Origin of the sequence: Hydrogenophaga sp. 5NK40-0174, assembly GCF_040372165.1 — a bacterium.
Classification (GTDB): domain Bacteria; phylum Pseudomonadota; class Gammaproteobacteria; order Burkholderiales; family Burkholderiaceae_C; genus Hydrogenophaga.
In genome coordinates this window covers 344,381-362,818 of record NZ_BAABWG010000001.1, presented here as the reverse complement: position 1 = coordinate 362,818, position 18,438 = coordinate 344,381, and the positions used below count along the sequence as shown (strand labels likewise).

General features: G+C 58.8%; 14 protein-coding genes. All 14 read left to right on the top strand.

Annotated features, from left to right (window positions below; translation table 11 throughout):
* Position 1 precedes the first annotated feature (1 nt).
* The 14 genes from ABWV89_RS01600 to ABWV89_RS01535 all read left to right on the top strand — a co-directional run bounded on the left by ABWV89_RS01600 (position 2) and on the right by ABWV89_RS01535 (position 18,434).
* Positions 2-787, top strand: a complete 786-nt coding sequence (locus tag ABWV89_RS01600) for an ABC transporter ATP-binding protein (protein ID WP_353393552.1) — start codon at positions 2-4, stop codon at positions 785-787.
* Positions 784-2,175: a phenylacetate--CoA ligase family protein gene (locus ABWV89_RS01595; protein ID WP_353393550.1), complete on the top strand. Its 1,392-nt coding sequence runs from the start codon at positions 784-786 to the stop codon at positions 2,173-2,175. Before ABWV89_RS01600 ends, ABWV89_RS01595 begins: the two co-directional genes overlap by 4 nt.
* A gap of 23 nt (positions 2,176-2,198) precedes the next feature.
* The gene (locus tag ABWV89_RS01590; RefSeq protein WP_353393548.1) at positions 2,199-3,788 is read left to right on the top strand and encodes a polysaccharide deacetylase family protein; all 1,590 of its coding nucleotides are present in this window, start codon (positions 2,199-2,201) and stop codon (positions 3,786-3,788) included.
* The gene (wecB, locus tag ABWV89_RS01585) at positions 3,785-4,909 is read left to right on the top strand and encodes a non-hydrolyzing UDP-N-acetylglucosamine 2-epimerase (RefSeq protein ID WP_353393546.1); all 1,125 of its coding nucleotides are present in this window, start codon (positions 3,785-3,787) and stop codon (positions 4,907-4,909) included. The genes ABWV89_RS01590 and wecB overlap by 4 nt, the downstream gene beginning before the upstream one ends.
* Before the next feature lie 10 nt (positions 4,910-4,919).
* Positions 4,920-6,161 carry a glycosyltransferase gene (locus tag ABWV89_RS01580; RefSeq protein WP_353393544.1) on the top strand — a complete coding sequence of 414 codons (1,242 nt, stop codon included), beginning with the start codon at positions 4,920-4,922 and terminating at the stop codon, positions 6,159-6,161.
* A gap of 4 nt (positions 6,162-6,165) precedes the next feature.
* Positions 6,166-7,893 (top strand): sulfatase-like hydrolase/transferase, encoded by a 1,728-nt coding sequence (locus tag ABWV89_RS01575; RefSeq protein ID WP_353393543.1) that lies wholly within the window; start codon positions 6,166-6,168, stop codon positions 7,891-7,893.
* Between the two features lie 361 nt (positions 7,894-8,254).
* Positions 8,255-9,973 carry an LTA synthase family protein gene (locus ABWV89_RS01570; protein ID WP_353393542.1) on the top strand — a complete coding sequence of 573 codons (1,719 nt, stop codon included), beginning with the start codon at positions 8,255-8,257 and terminating at the stop codon, positions 9,971-9,973.
* 65 nt (positions 9,974-10,038) lie between these two features.
* Positions 10,039-11,016, top strand: coding sequence for a glycosyltransferase (locus ABWV89_RS01565; protein WP_353393540.1), 978 nt, complete (start codon positions 10,039-10,041; stop codon positions 11,014-11,016).
* Positions 11,003-13,720 carry a rhamnan synthesis F family protein gene (locus tag ABWV89_RS01560; protein WP_353393538.1) on the top strand — a complete coding sequence of 906 codons (2,718 nt, stop codon included), beginning with the start codon at positions 11,003-11,005 and terminating at the stop codon, positions 13,718-13,720. Before ABWV89_RS01565 ends, ABWV89_RS01560 begins: the two co-directional genes overlap by 14 nt.
* A gap of 19 nt (positions 13,721-13,739) precedes the next feature.
* Complete coding sequence (locus ABWV89_RS01555) at positions 13,740-14,789, top strand: glycosyltransferase family 4 protein (protein ID WP_353393536.1); 1,050 nt, start codon at positions 13,740-13,742, stop codon at positions 14,787-14,789.
* A 135-nt stretch (positions 14,790-14,924) separates the two neighbouring features.
* Positions 14,925-15,893, top strand: a complete 969-nt coding sequence (locus tag ABWV89_RS01550) for a glycosyltransferase (RefSeq protein ID WP_353393534.1) — start codon at positions 14,925-14,927, stop codon at positions 15,891-15,893.
* Positions 15,890-16,507, top strand: coding sequence for a histidine phosphatase family protein (locus ABWV89_RS01545; RefSeq protein ID WP_353393532.1), 618 nt, complete (start codon positions 15,890-15,892; stop codon positions 16,505-16,507). The genes ABWV89_RS01550 and ABWV89_RS01545 overlap by 4 nt, the downstream gene beginning before the upstream one ends.
* Positions 16,504-17,565 carry a glycosyltransferase gene (locus tag ABWV89_RS01540; RefSeq protein ID WP_353393530.1) on the top strand — a complete coding sequence of 354 codons (1,062 nt, stop codon included), beginning with the start codon at positions 16,504-16,506 and terminating at the stop codon, positions 17,563-17,565. Before ABWV89_RS01545 ends, ABWV89_RS01540 begins: the two co-directional genes overlap by 4 nt.
* Complete coding sequence (locus ABWV89_RS01535; protein WP_353393528.1) at positions 17,562-18,434, top strand: hypothetical protein; 873 nt, start codon at positions 17,562-17,564, stop codon at positions 18,432-18,434. Before ABWV89_RS01540 ends, ABWV89_RS01535 begins: the two co-directional genes overlap by 4 nt.
* Positions 18,435-18,438 lie beyond the last annotated feature (4 nt).

Genomic DNA, 18,438 nt, shown 5'->3' with positions numbered 1-18,438 from the left:
TATGACCTCGCATATTCTCGCGAAGGACCTGACGGTCGAGTTCCCGATCTTCGAAAACTCGCACCGCAGCCTGAAGAAAAAGGTGCTGAACCTCTCCACCGGCGGCACCATCGGCAACGACGCCGGCAACCATCCCGTGGTATGTGCGCTGGACGGCCTCAACTTCGACCTGCACGACGGTGAGCGAGTGGGACTGGTAGGCCACAACGGCTCGGGCAAGACCACATTGTTGCGCGTGCTCTCCGGCATTTACGCGCCCACACGAGGCGCCATCGATATCCGTGGCAAGACGGCATCCCTGCTGGACGTCGCCACTGGTGTGGATCCGGACGCGACAGGGTTTGAGAACATCTACCTGCGCGGCATCATGAATGGCTTCAAGCCCAAGGCGATCAAGTCCAAGGTTGAGGAAATTGCTGAGTTCACCGAACTGGGTGAATACCTGAACCTGCCGGTGCGCACGTACTCCAGTGGCATGATGCTGCGCCTTTCGTTTGCCATCTCCACCAGCATCGACGCCGACATCCTGATCATGGACGAATGGCTCAGCGTGGGCGATGCAGACTTCCAGGAAAAGGCCGCAGCGCGCCTGAAAGCGCTGGTCGACAGGGCCTCCATTCTGGTCATCGCCTCTCACAGCCCGGACCTGATCGCCAACGTCTGCACGCGAAAGATCCAGCTCGAACACGGCAAAATCGTGGCTGACGAACCAATCGTCAAACCTGAAGAGCCGGCCGCCGCCCCAGGCTCATTCCCGATTCCGAGCGCAGAGCCAGCCAACGAATGAAGGCCAACCATCCGATCTTCCCCTATGTGGAGTGGGCCTCGGCGCGCCAGCCGCTTCGTGCCCTCAAAGGCCTGGTGTCCGCCAAGGTCGCCTACCCGGTTGCCGAAAGGATGGAAAAGCGCGAGGTTCGCCAAAAACTGGCCGACCTGCGCCACCACTATCGTCTGCCCTACGCCCAACGTGAGCAGATTGCGCGCGACCGGCTGGCAGATATCGTCGCGTTCGCCATGCAGGGAGTACCCTACTACCGCGACACCCTGTCAGCCCTGAACTTCGAGCCGGAGAAACTCCGCAAGGATGCGGCCTACCTCGCTGACGTCCCCTACCTGACCAAGGACATCATCCGCGAACAGGGTGAGCGCCTGCATGCCAGGGCATTGGCGGAGACGCGGCATCATGCGTGCAAGACAGGAGGGTCTACCGGCCTGTCCTGCGTCATCTACTACGATCAGCCTGCGGCCGATCATTCTGCCGCCGTCACTCTGTTCTGCCGTGGCCACGTGGGCAAGGCCCAGCGCCTTCCCGAGTTGCATTTCGCGTGCCGCTTTCCAGGCGACCCGGTACCGGATTGGCCGTCGCGCGAGGACTTCAAGTGCTTCGCCATGAACCGCAGCAATATTTTCTTTGACGCGCTCGATGCCAGCGGTCTGGAAGAAATCTGGTCCACCTTGCGTCGCCGACGGCCCTACCTGATTCATGGCCACCCATCGACCATCTATGCACTGGCCTGCCATATCGAAAAGACACGTACTCGCGCCAAGGCGTTTGAAGTCTTCGAATCCAGTGGCGAACTGATGGAGCCTTATCAGCGCGAGAAAATCGCCACCGTGCTGCGCTGCAAGGTCGTGAACCGCTATGGTCTGGCTGAATTGGGCGTGATGGCTTATGACCTCGATGGCGGGCAGGGTCAGGGCATGCAGGTGCTGGAGTCAGAGGGCTGGGCCGAGACCGCACCAACCCGGGAAGACAGTGCGGCTGCCGGCTTCGAGGAACTGGTCTTTACCGGCTTTCGCAATCGCCTGATGCCCCTGATCCGATATCGGACCGGCGACCTGGCAAAACTGGATCGCCGGCCAAGCGGTGTGTTCATCACCGACATCGTCGGGCGACTGCATGACATCGTCTCCATCAATGGCACCCCTCACGCCACACACCATATCCAGGATGTGCTGGACCACCGCGTGGGCGGCATTCAGGAATTTCAGATCGATTTGCGCGAGACCCCGCCGATACTGCGCATCGTGCCTGAGGTGAACGCCAGCCCCGACGACATTGAAGCCAAGATCAACCACTACTGGCCTGGTGCATTCAAGGTTCAGTTCGTGGGCCATGGCGACTTTGTCCGCGTCGGACGCCATGCCAAGTTCCGCCACGTCGTCACCCACTGAACCCGCCGTCCTTCGCTCGTCACATGATTCGCGTCATCGCCCCCGGAAGCAGCCAGACAGCCCAACAAGTCGTTGTCTCGGCCTTGACGCGCAGTTGCGGGTTTGGCGGGGTCACTACGGCCAGTTTCACTGATCTGATGCGTGGCGACGCCAACCAGATCTGGGTCATCATCAACCCACTACCCCAATGGAGCCACTACATTGGTCTGTTGCTCAGCCGTCGCTCGAAGCTGCTGCTTTTGGGCCGGCTGCCTCCAGCCCTGGCCGCTTGTGTGGGCGCGGAAATCAGGCCGGCATCACTGGCATTGAAGGAAGCAGCAGCCTGCGCACCTGCCCCCATCCACGGGTTTTCGCATAGTCCGGCGTACATCACCTATCGCCCAGAGACCACGAGCGAGATCTGCGGCGGCGCACCCATCATGGCCAGTCGCCCCCTGCGACGCTACGATTTCGCGGCCGAATGGAACAACCTGGGCTGGGGCGCGATCAATGCCGATGGAGACATGTGGTCCATCGCTCAGGAGTTGCGCACGACGCCGGAACGTGTGCTGGCTTCTATCCGCAACGCTGCGGAGGATCAGGATTTTGGTGCCTACGCGGCTTTGTGGATGAACGACAAAGCCAGTGCGCTCTGGTTCAACCGGCCGGTCGGTCCTGTGGATTCGAACGAATGGCGCCATGTGGAGGATTTCATGTCCTGCCACCGCCCAGACGTACTGCCGTGTATCCCGGTGCTGGCCGAGGTGCCCCACGGTCACACCGCTGCAGCGACCATGCGTCTCGATTGCGATGAAGATGTGGAATCTGCCCGAAGCTTGTGGATGCGCTATCAGCGGCTTGAAGTGCCCCTGAGTCTGGCGCTGCATTCAAGTATCCTGACCAATGAGCGGCAGCACGCGCTCCCTGGTCAGGTGCAGGCGTCTGGCGGGGCCATCCTCTCTCACACAGCGACCCATGCACCCAACTGGGGCGGCAGCTGGGAAGGCGCCCACACCGAAGGCGCAGTGTCCATCCACGACATCCGCCACCACACCGGGCTGGATGTACGCTACGCGGTTTCACCGTTTCATCACACACCCTCCTACGCGCGCCTGGGCCTGGCAGACGCCGGCTTTCTTGGCTGCATCGGCGGCATCATCTGCAACGACCCTGACTTCCTGATGGCCCGCAGTGGCGTCCCTGTAGGCTCCCCTGCCGGCTTCATTGGTCATTCGCAGCAATGCATGCTGCACGGTGACTGCCTCCTTCATGATGAGGCCGACCCCCTGCGCATCTACAAGCAGGCGGCCGACGAGGCCAGGGCTGCCGGCACCTTCTTCGGCTACCTGGACCACCCTTTCTCGGACCGCTACCAGTACGGATGGGCGTCCGAAGAGCAGCGAGGACAAGCCCACGAAGACCTGGTCCGCCACCTGCAACAGACCCCCGACCTCCTGTTTGCCAATGAAGACCAGGCCATGGATTTCCTCCACGACCGCGCCCACGTTCGCATCGCCCGCGGCAACCGCCAGGGATGGCGTCTGCGCCGTCACGGGCGATTGAGCCCATGGCCAGTGGCGGTACGCTACCAAGGCGAGGTGACGCCACTCGAAACCGAGGTAACTTTGTCATGAGCAAAATCATGGTGGTGTTCGGCACCCGCCCTGAAGTGATCAAACTCGCACCGCTGGTCGCGCTGGGGCGAGCCGAGACCGATGTCGAACTGGTGGCCTGCTCCAGTGGCCAGCACCGGCAAATGCTCGACCAGGCCTTGTCTTGCTTCGACTTGACACCCGATATCGACCTGGGCCTCATGCGCGAGCAGCAAACCCTTCCGTCACTCACCTCTTTGCTCATCACCCACATGAGCCAGACCATTGCCGACGTGAAGCCCGATGCGGTCGTGGTCCAGGGTGACACCACCACAGCCTTCGCTGCTGCGCTCAGTGCCGTCTACAACCAGGTGCCGGTTGCCCACGTGGAAGCCGGACTGCGCACCCACGACCTCTACAGCCCGTTCCCGGAAGAAGCCAATCGCGCCATGATCGGGCGGCTGGCTCGGTGGCATTTCACCCCTACCCCGCAGGCCTCGGCCAATCTGACAGCGGAGGGCATTTCGCCAGAAGCCATTCTGGAGTGCGGCAACACGGTCATCGACGCCATCGGACTCATCCAGAACAAGTGGGAGGCCAGCCCATTCACCGGCAAAGCCGCCAAACTCTTCCAAGGGCGCGATCTGATCCTGGTCACCACCCACCGCAGAGAGAACTTCGGCCAGGGCCTGGAGAACATCTGCGATGCCATCGCTGAACTCGCGCAAAGCTACCCGCAATTGGGTTTTGTCTTTCCCGTCCACCTGAACCCCAACGTCCGGCAAGTGGTTCAGCAACGGCTGGCCGACCTCGACAACCTTCAATTGATCGAACCAGTCGACTTCGAGACCAGCCTCTACCTGCAAAGCCGAGCGAAGCTCATCCTCACCGATTCAGGCGGCATTCAGGAAGAGTCGCCCAGTTTCGGTGTGCCAGCTGTTGTCATGCGCGAGCACACCGAGCGTCGTGAGGGCATTGATGCCGGCTTCGCCACCCTGGCAGGAACGGACCGCCAGAAAATCGTCAGCGATGCACGCCAGTGGCTGGACGACCAGGCAGCCTGCAATGCCCTGAGCGGACGCCCCAACCCGTACGGAGATGGGCGCAGTTCAGAGCGCATTCTGCAGCGGATGCTGTCCGACCTGACCAACGGCAGATCCTGACAGGAGCGTGATGGAAAAAGCGTCAGCCACGAGCGCACCGGCTGCAAGGGACTGCGTACTCTTTGCCACTGCCGACTGGGATACCCCCTACTGGACCAACAAGCAGCACACAGCCGTCGAAATGGCCAAGCTGGGCTGGCGGGTCTTGTATGTGGAAAGCGTCGGCCTGCGCGCACCCAACCTGCGCAGCGGCATGGACTGGGGTCGGATCGCCCGCCGGCTTTGGCGAGGCTTGCGGGGACCCCGAAAGGTCCAGGACAACATCTGGGTCATTTCACCGCTGACCATCCCGTTCAAACACGGCAGCACATGGGTCCGTGCCTTCAACCAGGGCTACCTCGCCTGGACGATCCGGCGATTTCTCAATCGGCAGGGGTTCTCCAGTCCGCTGATCTGGACGTATCATCCTTTCGTGCTGCAAACTTTGGAGCAACTCAGGCTTGGCCATGCAGAAGAAGCCAGCTCTCAAGTGGTCTACCACTGCGTGGATGACCTTTCCGCCATTCCCGGCGTTGACAAGGCTGCATTCAACGCAGAAGAAGTACGGCTGCTCGAACGTGCCGACGCCGTCTTCACAACGGCGACTTCCCTTCGTGACAAGTGCGCCCGCCACAACAGCAACACCCATCTCTACCCCAACGTGGCTGACCCCGTGCATTTTGGCAAGGCCCTGCAGCCGGGACCACTGCACCCGAGCCTGGCCGGCATTTCCGAACCGCGAATAGCCTACATCGGTGCGTTGTCGGACTTCAAGGTCGACTTCTCGTTGCTTCACGAAGTGGCCCTCGCCAGGCCAGACTGGCAGTTTGTCCTTGTCGGCGACGAACGAGAAGGCCAACACAACGCGACATTGCGCGACCTGTCTTCGCTTCCCAACGTTCATCGGCTGGGGTACCAACCCTACGCAGCCCTGCCGGAACTATTGCGCGGAATACAGGTCGGATTGCTGCCTACGCTGATCAACGAATACACACGGGGCATGTTTCCCATGAAATACTACGAATACCTCAGTGCCGGGGTACCCGTGGTTTCCACCCCTCTTGAGTTCACGCAGGCGACCCGCACATGGATGGAAGTCGCGGACAATGCGTCCGGATTCGTCCAAGCCATCGACAAGCAGCTCAAGACAGCCGCCGGCCAACGTGATCAGGTGAGCTTGGCGATCGGTGACAATACATGGGGAGCCCGGATGAGCGCAATGCTCTCGCGCATTCCCACCCAGAACCAGACAGATGCGCGCCAGCAGCAGTAACAGAATGCATTCACCGTCCCCCTTGAGGCAGCTCTTGCTTGAGTTGCTCGCTCTCGCCCTGCTCGTTGCCGGGCACCTTGCCATCCAGTGGCAACTGAGCGGCTACTATTTCACGCTCAAGGATGGAACCATCCGCTGGCTGCCCATCGTCGTCTCAACGACACCTGCGCTGCTCTTTTACGCAGCCGCACGCCTGATCCTTCCCAACATTCTCTCCATGGTGCTGGTCCTCGCCGCCGATCTTGTTCTGGCAGTGATCAATCAGCAAAAACTCGGTCGCATCAATGAAGTGCTTTCATGGACCGACCTGACCGAGACACGTGAGAACATTCATGTGGTGATGGAGTTTATCCAGCCGACGCACTTCGCCATTGTCGGAGCGGCACTGGTGGGGCTTTTCATCGCCTACAGACTCAACCGCCGAGTCGACAACACCCCTGGATTTCTGATCTACAAGCTTCTGGTGATCGGGTTTCTGACACCGCTTGTCTTCAATGACCACCTGGTCAATGCGGAAGTTCTGGGAAAGAACAACGCCTATGCCACCTTTCTCAAAGGCGCCGACCTGAAGTACCGCCGTTCGGAGTGGTTTCAGAACTCCAGGATTCAGGGCTTGGTCATGCACGTGATCCAGACCAGTGCTCGCACCATGCCGCGCGCCGTTAGCACAGAGGAGCTGGCCTTGGCGGAGGCGACGAGAAAAAAGCCAATGCCGCCAGTCGAGCGCAGAAAGAAAATTGTCGTCATCCTCTGCGAGGCATGCTGGTCAGACAAGACTCACTTCGACGAGGCGTATGAGCCCTTGCGAAAGCTCGGCTTCAAAGGCATGACCGGGGTATCGCCCTCCTATGGTGGAGGCACCGCCAACGCCTCTTTCGAGTGGCAGACAGGTCTTCCTGCCAATGGCGTACTAAACGGCGTGGTGTACCAGGAGTACGCAGGCGTGATGCGAAAGAGCGTCGACTCTCTGGCGCAATCGCTCAGATCAGATGGATACCAGACCATTACCGCACACAACTACCGCCGAAAGTTCTGGCATCGGCACGAAGTCAAGCCCAAGCTGGGCTATGACAAGTTCATCGGCCTCGAGGACATGAACCTTGACGGTTACCAGAGGAAGCGCAATACATGGGTCGACGATGAGTTCCTCTACAAGAACGTGTACTCGTACATAGATTCGAATGAGCCCGTCTTCCTGTATCTCACTACCATGTACACGCATGCGCCCGTGTGGCACAAGGAGGGAGACATGGGCCGAACGGATTTCGGCACCCGCCTCGAACACGCCGTGCAGCGAGTGGCGGAGTTTGCCGAGTACATTCGCCAGCGCCATGACGCCACCATCATTGTCTATGCGGACCACAAGCCGCTGATGACGGACTATTTTCTCGACTCTGGCGTATTCAGCGCAGACATGTTCTTCCAGACAGGCAAGAACGATGAGGGCTACCTGTTCCGGGAAGATGCTGACCAGAAGATCATTGGCAGCGTACCCGTCTATGTCTACGACAAGAATGAAGCCACTGTTGACGCATTCGTGAAAGAGGCCAACGGACTGCCTTTCTACTGCCAGAGTACCCTTTTCAACAAGCACTTCGTTGGAGCTTCGGTGCTTGCACAGCAATTCGCCCTAGACAAAGGCTTGTGCCAACTCAATGCACAATATAACTACGAGGCAATGAAACAACCCTATCCATCCTGGCTGTATCGCATGAGCCTGTTTGAGCATTGATCAGGACAATCAACGCCCTCACTGAAGCCGCTGAGCGCTGCGGCAGATCGCATCCCGATCTTTGGCGATTCATCCCAGCAGGCGGCCCGCGCGGGGCAGGTTTCAACGGCCAGATGATCAGCTTGATCAAATGGCCTGCTCACAGCAGCTTCGCTTCAAGGGTGATCATCGCGTGAACATGCTGCTCACGCATGGACAGCAAGCTTTGTGGAACCCCTCATGCCATTGTCCCTGACAATGAGATGCGAGACGCCTCGGCCTTCGGCCTGGCTTGACAGAAAGAAGAACAACTGAGCGCCACCACTGGAAGAGCAACCGGAATTCACTGAAGCATCGTTGGCTTTTGCAAGACTGACAGAAGATGAAATTCAACTCGAATACCAGGCAACTGGTCCTGGAAGTCCTATCGGTGCTCTTGCTTGTCGCTTGCCACTTCATTATTCAGTGGAAGCTCAGCCCCTACCATTTCACCCTGAGAGACGGATCCATTCGCTGGATTCCCATCGCCATTTCAGTCACGCCTTCGTTGCTGTTTTACGGTTTTGCCCGCCTGATTCTCCCCAACATACTCTCGATGGCCTTGGTGATATCTGCCGATGTTGTGCTGGCGATCATCAACCTCCAAAAGCTTGGCCGCATCAACGAGGTTCTGGGCTGGACGGACCTGACCAATTTGAGCGAGAACATCAGTGTCGTGCTGGAGTTTGTGCAACCCATCCACTTTGTCATTATTGGCGCGGCCATGTTGGCTTTGCTTGCCGCCTACTGGCTCAACCGGAAAGTACACAACACGCCCGCATATTTTTGCTACAAGCTCTTATTGATTGGTTTGCTGACGCCAGTCGTCTTCAATACTCACTTGGTATATGCAGATGTACTCAGCCGACACAATTCAATCGCCACTTATTTGAGATCTGCCGGCGTCAACTACATTCGATCTCAGTGGCACAAGAATTTGCGCGTTCAAGGCCTGGCGATGCACCTCGTGCAAACCAGCGCGCGCGTCACGTTGAGTGCGCCTTCTGCCGATGAGCTCAGGATTGCAGAACAGACTGACAGTTACAAACTGGACTCAGTCCACCGCAGCAAGAAAATCATCATCATCCTCTGCGAGGCATGCTGGGCGGACAAAAACCACTTCAGCAAAGAATTTCAGCCTCTGATTGACCTCGGATTCAAATCGGCACGCGGCATTTCTCCCTCGTACGGCGGTGGAACAGCCAACGCCTCCTTTGAATGGCAAACCGGGCTTCCCGCCAACAACGTCTTGACTGGCGTCATCTATCAGGAATACAGCGGCGTCATGAGGGAGAAGCTGAACTCCATTGCCCAGTCGCTTCATTCTGAGGGCTTTCGGACAGTTGCCGCACACAACTACAAAAGGAAGTTCTGGCACCGGCATGAAATGATGCCCAAGCTAGGGTACGACGAATTCATTGGTATTGAAGACATGCAGATGTTCGACTACAAGCCGAACCGGTATGGGTGGATCGACGACGGTGTCATGTACGCAAACATTCGTGACCACATTGACTCTGAAGGTCCAGCATTCCTCTATCTGACGACCATGTACACTCACGCCCCGTTCAGGCAAATGAACGATCTTGGACAGGCAGATTTTGCAAATCGCGTTTCAACCACGGTGAATCGAATCGCCGAATTCGTCAAATACGTCAAAGATCGTCATGATGCGACAATCGTCGTTTATGGCGATCACAAACCGATGATGACTGACTTCTACTTGAGCGAAGGCATATTTTCACCAGACATGTTCCTGAAGATAGGCAAGAACAATGCAGGCTATTTGTTCAAGGAAACTGTCGACCGTCCCGCCATAGGTGATGTGCCCGTGTACATCTACGACAAAGATGAAGCGCGCGTCAACAACTTCATTTCAGAGGCAGATGGACTTCCATTCTTTTGCCAAAGCGCCCTCCTAAACAAGCATTTCATCGGTACACAAGTGCTCTCGCACCAGTTCGCTTTGAAGAACAGCTTGTGCAGCCCATCTGCCTCATTCAAACTCTCTGACCTCGAAAAGTCCTACCCTGCTTGGCTCTACAGCGTGAGCCTCTTCTAGACCGGGGTGGTCTCCATGTAAGAATCGCACTTGCATACTCTCTAGACCTCCAGAAATAGCTTTTCGTGAAAGTTCTGTTCGCAACCTACCCGATGGCCTTCCACACCCCTGGTGGCGGCGAGGTTCAGCTCCTGGCCTACCGCAAGGCCCTGGCCGAACATGGCGTCGAAGTGACGCTGATGGACCCGTGGAACCCCCGGTTTCTCGACCATGACGTGGTGCACTTCTTCTCCTGCGTGGGGGGCTCGGTGCACTTCTGCAACTTCGTCAAGCAGTTGGGCCTGCCCTTGGTGATCAGTTCCAGCCTGTGGATCACAGAGTCGACCAAAGGCCTCTATCCCATCGACGAAATTCGCCACCAGTTGTCTCTGTCCGATCGCGTCATCACGAACTCCGGCATTGAAAGCGACACCCTGGCTGGCGTTCTTGATCTTCCCCGGGACCGGTTTGACCACGTCTACAACGGAGTGGATGCCGTTTTCTCGCAGCGCCCTGATGCCAGCCTGTTCCGTCAGCACTTCGACATCCAGGGCAATTTCGTGCTCAACGTCGGCAACATCGAGCCACGCAAGAACCAGTTGCGCCTGGCTGAAGCCATGCGGAGTTTTCCGGACCGCAAGTTGGTGCTGATCGGTCACGTGAGAAGCCCGGAGTACTTTGAGCAGGTCAAGGCCGCCGCGCTGCCAGGTCAGCTGCAGTACCTGGGACCGCTGCCCCACGACGCCGACCTGCTGAGATCGGCTTATCAGGCCTGCGAGCTGTTCTGCCTGCCCAGCACACTGGAAACGCCGGGTCTGGCAGCCCTGGAGGCAGCGGTACAAGGCAGCCCGCTGGTCATCACCTCCGAGGGATCGACCCGCGAGTACTTCGGAGACAACGCGGTCTACGTCAGCCCGGAAGATGCGGCCGACATTGCCAAGGGCATGGCACAGTCCATGGGTGCCACCGCCATGAATCGGGAAACCCTGGCCGACGAACTGATGAAACGATTCGCCTGGACCAGTGTGGTCAAGAAACTGATCAATATCTATGACAAGCTCTAAAAGAAAGCCAAGCTACGTTCGCGTCCAGAAAGGCAGCATTCAGCCTGGCCAGAGGGAAAACGCCTGTGTCTTCTCGCACTTCTCAAAGGTTGACCGGGTAGCCGAATACGTTTTCTTCTACCTGCAAAGCCTCAAAGACGCCGGCTGCGACATCGTGTTTGTGTCGACCGCCGACGAGATCGCCAAGGAAGACATTGATCGTTTGCTTGGAATTTGCAGCGTGGTCGTGGTGCGCAAAAACTATGGATACGACTTCGGCTCTTACAAGTTCGGCATCGATGTTCTTCAGCCTTACCTTGGCCACTACAAGAAGCTGATCCTCGCCAACGACAGTTGCTATGGTCCTTTCCACGACCTGAGCGAGATGATCAACTACGGCGATCACCATCACCTTGACATGTGGGGTGCGACCGACAGCTTCGCTGTGCGCTACCACATCCAGAGCTTCTTCATCGTCTACAGCTCAGCTGTATTCATGAGCCCGGCATTTCCGGAGTTCTGGGACACGGTGCGCTACACACGAGACGCTCTCAAGCTCAAGAAACAGGAGATCATCGACAACTACGAAATCGGTGGCTCCACGCACTTCATCGATGCCCTCTTCCGTCTGGGCGCCTTCTGTTCTGTGGCCAAGATCAAGCGCCATATCACCCATGTGGTGAATCAGGGCATCCAGGACAACGGTCCCATGCAGCGTCTGTTGCTCAGCTCCATCACGGTCAAGCACAACCCCACCCATTTTTTCTGGGATGTTCTCATCCGGGATTTCCATTTCCCGTTCATCAAACGTGAGTTGCTCCAGGTCAATCCCGTTCGAATTGCTGTGTCGCAGTGGGAAAGCCTGGTCAAATCCGTCTCCGACTACGACACCAATCTGGTCCATGACCATCTGGCAATCGGCCATGCCGAAGAGCTCAACGACCGGTTCGCCTGGCTGTTCGAAGATGTCGAGACACCTTCCGGCCTGCGCGTGCCCTTCTTCCTGACGCAACTCCTGACCATCTGGCCTGACCTGAACCAGAAGCTGGGCGTCGGCGTGGACACGGAAGCCGAGGTACTCAATTCCATTGCCTATTGGGAACACCCGCTTCGCAACAACAGCTACGACGTGCAATGGCCAGAGAACAACCAGTTCCCGGCCTATGTGCGTGAGCCGGCAGAAGGCATCGAACAAGATGCCGTGCTGGCCATCACCAAGGGCGCAGTGGCCGCGTGGAACACACGGCCAGACATTCAGAACATGGACTTGTCGACGGCCATGGGTCGCAAGCAGTTCATGTACTGGCGCTTGTCGCTGGGTCAGCGTGAATACCGGTTCCTTGCCCCGGCACAAGAAGAGATCGATTTCCTCAATGCGCCGTGCGAGGCCTTTGGTGGCAAGCTTTCACACCTGCCCAACCTGGCCCTGCTGCTGCCGGTCTTCCACGCCGGAACACCCAGCTTTGTCGAGGCGTTGCACCAGGGCGATGTAGCCCTCTACAACGAGTGGTGGGCCATCAAGGAACCCGAGCTTCGCGCATTGCTCGACGGGCTCGTGCATCACCCTGCACCTGCGACCAATCACATTCGCATGGGCCGCCCGGTGGGCACCTTCAAATCCGACGGCATCAACGTCATCGGCTTGCCCAACGGCCAGTTCGGCATTGGCGAAGATGCGCGAACCGCCACCCGCGCATTGCTGCGCGCCGGATTTGAAACATCGGTCTGCCCGGCCCCGATCGCCATCGCCACGACCATCTCTTCTGAGGAATGGACGGACGACTTCGTGCAGGACGAGCCGGTGGCCCGGACCAACCTGATCAACCTTCCCGCCGCAGACACGTACCAGTTGCTCATGAAGCGCTGGGCACCCGTGCTGGCCGGCCGCTACAACATCTGCGCCTGGCAGTGGGAATTGCCCGTGTGGCCAGAACCCTGGCGCCCGCTGCTCAATATCCCAGACGAAATCTGGGCGCAATCTCGCTACGTGCAGAAAATGTTCCAGGACGCCACGGACAAGCCCGTGACTTACATGCCCCTGGCCGTGGACAAGCCATTCTTTGCACCACGTGGCAAAGCGCACTTCGGCATTCCGGAGCAGGCCTTTGCCTTCTTGTCGGTATTCGACTGCAACTCCTGGATCAAGCGCAAGAACCCCACCGGCGCACTGCGCGCCTTTGCCAAGGCGTTCCCGCCTTCGCGCACCGACGTGCGTCTGGTCGTCAAAATCATGAACTCGCGCCGCGGCGTGCCGGAATATGAGGAACTGCTTGAGCAAGTCGCCAAGGACAGCCGCATCATCCTGATCGACGAGTTTCTCTCGCGCAGCGACATGCTGGCCCTGATCGACTGCTGCGATGTCTTCGTTTCGCTGCACCGCTCCGAAGGCTTTGGCCGTGTGGTGGCAGAAGCGATGTATGTGGGCAAGCCAGTCATCTCCACCAACTTCTCCGGCAGCGTCGACTTTGCTTTCGAGGGTACGGCTTATGTGGTCGATGGACCTCTGGTCAAACTCCAGAAGGGCGATTACGTCGAGTACAAGGACCAGTACTGGATGGACCCTGACGTCGGCGTCGCTGCCCAGGCTATGGTCAAGTGCATCGACGATCCCGAACAGACGGGCAAGATTGCCCTCGCCGGCCAGGAGCAGATCGCCAACAACCATACCGTGTTCAATATCGCTGTGCGCTACTTGCACCGCCTGAAGGCACTGGGCATCAACTGAGGCCGGGACAACAAAGCCCATGAGCTCCAAGCACGTCACGATCGTGGCTCCGGACATCCATTTGCGGGATGCCGTGGGCAACCATTGCACTTATCTTGCCCGAGACCTGACCAAGGCCGGTGTCCCCTCCCGCCTCTTCGCCGAACGTTTCAGCGGCGATCTGATGCCTGTACACCCCATCGATGAGCTGCTCTCCAATGGGGCCGGGGACAGCACTTTGCTGGTGAGCTACTCCATCATCGACCAGCACCTGGACGCCTTGCTGGCCATGCCCAACCGGAAGATCTGCTACTTTCATGGCGTGACGCCGCCTGATCTGCTTCGGGAGCACGAGCCTGTTACCGCCGACCTGTGCGCCCACTCCTACGAGCAGTTTCCGCGACTGGCCGGGTTCGACCTGCTGGTGTGCAATTCCCAGCTCAACCTTGACGAGCTGCGCAAGGTGTTTCCAAGCCCAAGCGCCAGGGTGATTCCTCCAGTGATGCCGAGCTTTCCCGTCTTCCAGCGGCAAGCTGTTGACCGTCCCGCGCTTCACGACCCCATCCGGCTGACCGTGCTCGGTCGCGTGGTGCCACACAAGCGGCTGGAAGACTGCATCCGGATCGTGGCGGCGGCGCGAGACATCGGTCTGGCCGTCGAACTGCAAGTCATTGGTGGCTGCGGCAACATGGTCTACATGGGGTTTCTTGAAAGCGAAGTCGACCGGCTTGGCGTCAGGGAAATGGTGAAATTTTCCGGACTCCTCTCTGACGAAGACCTCGCCGAACAGCTGAATCGAAGCGATGCCTTGCTATCGTGCAGTGAGCATGAGGGCTTTGGCGTCCCGATTCTGGAGGCCATGCATCTGGGCCTGCCCTGCCTCATCCGCAGTGGAACCGCGGCCAGCGGCGTAGGGGCAGAAGCCATTCTGGAGTTTCGGTCGCCTCAAGAGGCGGCGACTCAGTTGCAGCGCCTTGCGCAAGAGCCAGGGCTGCGGCAGCAACTGATAAAATCAGGGGGTTTGAGAGCGGCGCAACTGTTGCAGGAGGCGTCGGTTTCATCCTGGCTCGAACTGCTGGAATCGGTTTGAGACCGGATCCAGGCTCTTCGGCCCGGGCCGACCAACCCTGACCAGCGGGAGCGCTCTGGCGCTGCGCTCCCTACTGATGACAGAACACCAGGGGGAGGCGGCCACCGGTGAGCCGCTTTCGTTGCACGGAGATTCATGCATTACCCCCGCGTTCTACTGACCACCTACCACCATGCCTACCTGAAAAAGGCCGGCGGCGAGTTCGAGATCTTCTCGGTCTCCGAGAAACTCAAGCGGCGTGGTCTGGTTGCGGACATCTACGGGCCACTCTCGCGCTCCATCGAAAACTACGATGCCGTGCTCCATTTCTCGGTACACGGCGGCGGGCTGGACCTCCTCCAGCACCTGCACGAGCAAGGCAAACCGATTGCCCTGTGGCCCAACCTCTGGCTGAACCAGCCCAGCCCCTCCTTGATTGACCTGGTCAATGCCCACACCCGGCTGGCCGATGCCGTTCTGTTCAAGTCAGCTGCCGAACAGGCCATGTTCGCCGCCCAGTTCGATCTACCGGATGCCAAGACCCGGCGCATACTGACCCAGGCAGACCCCGACTATTTGCGACCAGCCCCCAAAGGGCTCTTTTCGCAGCTCTATGGGGTACAGGATTACGCCATCTGCCTGGGCATCATTGAACCCAACAAAAACCAGCTCGCCACCATCCGCGCCCTGAAGTCGCTGGGCATCAAGCTGGTGCTGGTGGGCACTCATCGCGACACCAGGTACTACCACCAATGTCGCGAAGAAGGCGCCGAACACGTCACCTTCATTGACGCGCTGCCAGCTCGCTCGGAAATTCTCCGCTCCGCCCTGCAGGACGCCCGCTTCTACATCGAGACCTCGTTTGAGCCACCTGGCCTTTCCGCCATTGAGGCCGGCCTGTCCGGATGCAAGCTGGTTCTGGGTGAGTCCGAATGGTCCCGCGAGCACTTTGAAGATCTGGGCTTCTACTGTGACCCTTCCGATGTCAAATCCATCGAAGATGCGGCCCGCCGGGCAGAGTCAAGCCTGACGGATTCCGAGGCGTTGGTGGATCACCTCAGGCCACACTGCGCAGAAACATCGATCGACCCTTTGATTGCCACACTGCAAGACATCACCGGATGAGACTTGTACTGGTTCGACACGGCGCCTCCCAGGCCAACCTGGCCGGACTGGTCACGGGCACGCCCAATGACATGCTCAGCCCTGCCGGCATCGAGCAGGCCAGGCAAGCATCGATGCAATTCGCACCCTTGCTGCAGCCGCAGGCCTGCTATACGAGTCAGTGGCGTCGCGCACAACAGACTGCCGAGATGGTCTTTCCGAGCCTGTCGTTCAGGGTTGACCCGCGGCTGGGCGAAACCGACGCGGGAGACGTAGCAGACTCAAAGCTCACCGATTTCCTGCAGGATCAGCCCGACTTCTACACCAGCCACCTCAATGCCTATCCCGGCGGCGAGTCCCATCAGCAACTCTACGAACGCGTCACCTCCTGGTTGGACGACGCGCGCCAGCAGCACAACGGACTGGTTCTGGCCGTTTGCCACGCCGGGCCGATCGCGTGCCTGATGCACCATGCTCTTGGCATTTCCATGGAGCGTTTCCCATGCCTGATGGCGCAGCACACCAGCCTGAGCATCATTGACTACGCAGAGGGCGACAACGAAGCGCCTCGACTTCAGGTCTTTTCTCAGCTGCCAGATGTGAGACTGAGCAAGCTGATGGAGCCAACTGCATGAGCCCCCCCCGACTCAAGGTTCTGGCGCTTCAGCGCGAATCGCATGTGGCCCCGGGTGTGCCATCGCTCTCTGTTGCCGCACGCGTGACCGAGGTTCTCGACTACCTCAACGACCGCGGCATCATTGACTACACCAGCATCTCTGAAGCCGACCCGGCTGCGGAAAACGGTGTTCGCTGGGCAGACGCACTGGTACTGAGCAAGCACTCCTCGCGCGAAGCGCTGGCGCTGGCCAGGCAAGCCCGTGCCGCAGGCAAACGACTTGTCTACGACATCGACGACTGGATTTTCTCCTTCCCTTCCTACAGCGGTGCAGCGGCCAAGAACGACAAGGTCAGCCTGATCCAGGAGATCCTCTCCATCAGCGACAGCATCTCTGTGGCCAATCGCCGGCTGCAAGAGAAGATGCGCGAGTACGTGCCCTTGTCGCACCATGTGCCCAATGGCATCTGGGTGGAGAAATACGCCCGGGGCCTGCGTGCAGACGACGCCGCTGCTCAGGCAAAGGGGCGTATCGTTTTCACCAACGCCGATTTCCTCAAGCTTCAAACTTCCAAGGAAGTACTGCTGACGGCACTGCAGGTGTTCTTTCTTCAGAACCCGCAATTCACACTGGATTTCTATGGCGATCCGTTTCCTGAGATCGTCTCACTGCCCTTCCTGCATTTCACGAACCGCATGCCATACGACATGTACATGCAGTCTCTGATTTCGGGCGACTACCTGTTCTCCATCACCCCCCTGGGCGCCAGTGAAGACACCACGGCGGCAGAATTCAATGCCTGCAAGAATCCGTTCAAGTATCTGAATTACGGTTCTGCCGGCGTGCCCGGCATTTACTCGGCCTCCCCCATCTACACCGACTGCGTTGTGCATGGCCAGACCGGCTGGCTGGTGGAGAACACGCTCGACCAATGGCTGGAAGCGCTCAAGACCCTCGCCTTTGATCCTGCTGTGCGCCAGCGCATCCGTGTTCAGGCCTACGAGGACGTCAAACGCCAACACCACATCAAGGCCAGCGCGGACGCACTCATGCCCTTGCTGACCCAGGCCACATGACCGCCGTCACCATCTACGAACCGCTCTACAAGCCGGGCCAGGTCCAGATCGAGCCCCTGTTCACGCCCTGGAAAGTGCCCAACCCCCAGTTTGTCGACTGGCGGGAATTTCGGATCTATGTGGACATGTACCTGAACGGCTTGCACAAAGGCTCAGGCAAAGTGGGCATGTTTTCGCCCAAGTTCCAGATGAAGGCACAAATGCCAACGCAGCGCTTTCTGGACTATTGCATTGAGAACGCGGCAGCGGACGTCTGCTTCTTCAACCCTTTCCCGCAGATCCGCTACCTGGCCTACAACGTGTGGATGCAAGGTGAGACCTGGCACCCCGGCCTGCACGATGCGGCACAAGCCCTGATGGATGCGGCCGGAACCGGGATCCAGATTGCTCAGGTGCCGCGTCACGATGAACGCACGCTGGCCTATTCCAACTTCTGGGTCGCCAATGAAGCGTTCTGGGAGGCGTTCGTGGGCGGTTTGCTCCTTCCCGTCGCCCGCTTCATGGAAGCCAACCCTGCTCATCCAGCCGTCGCCCACGTGCTCAAGCGGACCTATCACACCGATGAAGCGCCTTTCCTGCCCTTCATCATGGAACGCATGTTCAGCACTTTCCTGTCGCTGAACCCGCAGTGGCGCAGTGCCTCCATGCCGGTGCCCGACATGGGCCCCTACTGCCTCAACGAGGCGGAGCACCAGTGTGCGCTTAAAATGAAGCCCGAGATCGATCAGGCCGACAAGGCCGGCGATTTCCCTCCGTCATTGATACAGCGCATGAAGCTGGTTTGTGAGGCCAATACCGAGCAGGCCAAGCACTTCTTTCTGACGAATCCGCATCCGCACTCCGGTCGGCCTATCGTCCCGAAGGCTTGAGGCA